General features: G+C 59.7%; 4 protein-coding genes. All 4 read right to left on the bottom strand.

The features are described from left to right. Positions 1–658 (bottom strand): CorA family divalent cation transporter (locus AC1DLB_RS25660; protein WP_477785884.1); only part of this gene is annotated, 658 nt, incomplete at its 3' end. Between the two features lie 37 nt (positions 659–695). Then, positions 696–1,187 carry a ribonuclease E activity regulator RraA gene (gene rraA, locus AC1DLB_RS25655; protein ID WP_018925259.1) on the bottom strand — a complete coding sequence of 164 codons (492 nt, stop codon included), beginning with the start codon at positions 1,185–1,187 and terminating at the stop codon, positions 696–698. A 192-nt stretch (positions 1,188–1,379) separates the two neighbouring features. After that, entirely contained in the window at positions 1,380–2,369 is a 990-nt protein-coding gene (locus AC1DLB_RS25650) for an alpha/beta fold hydrolase (protein WP_018925258.1), read from the bottom strand. Between the two features lie 95 nt (positions 2,370–2,464). Further along, on the bottom strand, positions 2,465–3,333 hold an 869-nt coding region (locus tag AC1DLB_RS25645; protein ID WP_477785883.1), incomplete at its 5' end, for a putative PEP-binding protein.

Below are 3,333 nucleotides of genomic sequence, written 5' to 3'. Positions count from 1 at the left end.
GTTTTATCCGCGTCAGCTGACCGAAAATATCCCGCTGCGGCGCCAGAAAACGCTTCAGCCCAGCGGCCCTGCGGCGGATCTGCAAAACAGCCCCATGCTCAGGTGTATACCGTTCGTCGGCATCCAGCTTTTCTTCTTCCTCATCGACAACTTCCGAGAGGTCGCCGACCAGATCCTGCACTTTATGGGTAAGGTATTGCGCCATATACAGGATCAGCTCGGAAGCGCTTCTCGGCCCTTTGCCGTCGGCCAGTTGCACCAACAACTCTTCGGTGGCACGCAACGGCCGCAAACGCAGGGAAATCACCCGTTGAGCCGAACCGAAGATCCGCACCGAGACCATGTCTTCCGGCTCCGCGCCCGGATTCAGGTTGACCCCGCGCAGAAACAGCAGCAGTTCAGAGTCCGGCAGCGGCAAAAGACGCGGTCGGGTGTTCTCTTCCAGCAACAAATCGCAACTAAATTCACTCAGCCCGCTGGATTTGCGCAGCCAGGTCTGGGTTTGCGGGTGACTGCGATCCCAGTGCAGCCACAGGCTTTCGTGGGCCTGCAGCTGCAAGTCATCGAGTTCAGTCCGGGCTATCGAACGCGCACCGCCTTTACCGTCCAGCACCAGGGCATGCACCAGCCCCCACTGCGCGTTTTCTTCCTCGAACATCCTCACCCCTATTCTTGAAACAAAAAGCCGGCAGCGCTTATTCAGGCATTTTCAGCGGGCTTGGCGAGATGATCACGCCGTTGTTGTCCGCATAAACGTAGTGGCCCGGGTGAAAGGTCACGCCCGCGAAGGTCACGGCAACGTTGAGATCGCCAACACCGCGCCTGTCGGTTTTCATCGGGTGACTGGCCAGGGCCTGAACCCCCAGATCAGTTTGCGCGATGACGTCGACGTCACGGATGCAACCGTAGATCACCAGCCCTTCCCAACCGTTGTTCGCGGCTTTCTCGGCCAGCATGTCGCCCAACAGCGCGCGGCGCAGGGAACCGCCACCGTCGACCACCAGCACCTTGCCGTTGCCCTTGAGCTCGACTTGCTCCTTGACCCGCGAGTTGTCTTCGAAACATTTGATGGTCACGATTTCGCCGCCGAAAGAATCACGGCCGCCGAAATTGCTGAACATCGGTTCCAGCACCTGCACCAGCTCCGGATAGGCGTCGCACAGGTCAGGCGTGAGGTAATGGTTCATCGAGAAACTCCTGTAACAAGGAAGACAATCGAGTATGCAGCATACTCGGGCCAAGGCTGGACGGTTGCAAATCGCTCCGTTCGCACGAACACAGCGACCGCATCAATCACTCAAAGTGACCAGAACCACTCAATGCGTCACATATTAGCCGCAAGCCGACCAGAGAGAAATGCCCTTGTTAGAGCATCAGGCTCAAATCGCTGTGGCCAAATCCGGCTTTTCACCCAGTAAAGGCGTCTGTTGATCCGCCAACCAGCGAGCCACCAACGGCCAGACTTCAGCCTGCGCAGCCTTGCTGACCAGCATTTCCACGTGACCGAAATTATCGCCAAAGCCTTGCTCGCGGCCAAGGGTGATGAACTGCTTGTGCTCGGACCCGACTTGATCGAACAGCTTATGGCAGGCCCAGGTCGGGTCCTGATGATCGCCCGCGGCGCTCACGGCCAACACCGGCAATTGCACCTCGGCCAACCCCGCCCACCAGTCCTTGTCGGCATCGCCGAAACGGCCGAACAGCCCGTACCAACGCATGCTTTCCAGGGCCAGGCCTATCGGCTCGTCCTCCGGGCCGCGCTTGAGCCGAGAGCCCGACAGTTGGGCAAAACGCTTGAGAATGAAGCGCCCGCTCCACTCCACCGGTGGAAACTTCAACGGCCAGTAAGTACGGCTGACTTGCGTGCCGAAAAACGCCGCGGAAGCCACGGCGGGCTCGCCCAGGTACTGGCCGCCCAACGCCGCGGCGAGGGTAATGCCGCCCAGCGAATGGCCGATCCAGTGCGGGATCTGGCCGCTTTGCTCGCGCACGAACGCGCCAATGGCCGGCAAATCGTAACGCGCATAGTCGGCGACGCTGTTCTGGCGATAGTTCTGGTTGCGCTGAGACAGGCCGTGACCGCGCATTTCCGGAATCCACACATCGAATCCCAGACGCGTCAGGTAAGCGCCCAGGCCCAAACCTTTGGGAGAAAACCAGAACCGCCGATTGGAAAAGCTGCCGTGCAGCAGAATCACCGGCACGCCACGCACCGCCGGCTCATCGGCCAGGCCCAGGCGTGTCACAGCCAGCTCAACGGTGCCGTCGGGGCTGTTGCCGGGTTTCAAACGATAGACGTCTTCGCTCAGATCGCCGCGCCGCTCGGCGCTGATCAGGGCGACAGGAAATAGGTTGCTGCTACTTTGCATATGCTCTTGCACAAAAAAGGGCGGCATCCAGAGGAGCCCGCCCTACTTGAATCTCTGAAAGGGTCGATCACAGATCGGCCCTTTCACTCACACCATCAGGCCGAAGCCTGACCTTCAGCCAGGAAGAACCAGGTTTCCAGTACGGAATCGGGGTTCAGCGAAACGCTTTCGATGCCCTGCTCCATCAGCCACTTGGCCAGGTCCGGGTGGTCCGAAGGGCCCTGACCGCAGATACCGATGTACTTGCCGGCCTTGTTGCACGCGGCAATGGCGTTGGCCAGCAGCTTCTTGACTGCAGGGTTACGCTCGTCGAACAGGTGCGCRATGATCCCGGAGTCACGGTCCAGGCCCAGGGTAAGCTGGGTCAGGTCGTTGGAGCCGATGGAGAAACCGTCGAAGAACTCGAGGAACTCTTCAGCCAGGATCGCGTTGGACGGCAGTTCGCACATCATGATCACGCGCAGACCGTTGTCGCCACGGGCCAGACCGTTTTCAGCCAGCAGATCGACCACCTGGCTCGCTTCGCCCAGGGTACGGACGAACGGCACCATGATTTCAACGTTGGTCAGGCCCATCTCGTTACGCACGCGCTTGAGGGCGCGGCATTCGAGCTCGAAGCAGTCACGGAACGATTCGCTGATGTAACGCGAAGCGCCACGGAAACCCAGCATCGGGTTTTCTTCTTCCGGCTCGTAGAGTTTGCCGCCGATCAGGTTCGCGTATTCGTTGGACTTGAAGTCCGACAGACGCACGATGACCTTTTTCGGCCAGAACGCTGCCGCCAGGGTGCTGATACCTTCGACCAGTTTGTCGACATAGAAGCCAACCGGGTCGTTGTAACCAGCAATGCGCTTGTCGACGCTGTCCTTGATTTCCTGCGGCAGGCCACCGTAGTTCAACAGCGCCTTGGGGTGCACGCCGATCATGCGGTTGATGATGAATTCCAGACGGGCCAGGCCCACAC

Source organism: Pseudomonas sp. 05N434 (genome assembly GCF_056396965.1).
Note: the sequence above shows the minus strand (reverse complement) of the source record. Positions and strands in the feature narration are given on the sequence as shown.

Bases quoted from the DNA above. Each gene is read 5' to 3' on its own strand.
- rraA (WP_018925259.1), bottom strand. From the start codon at position 1,187: ATGAACCATTACCTCACGCCTGACCTGTGCGACGCCTATCCGGAGCTG.
- AC1DLB_RS25650 (WP_018925258.1), bottom strand. From the start codon at position 2,369: ATGCAAAGTAGCAGCAACCTATTTCCTGTCGCCCTGATCAGCGCCGAG.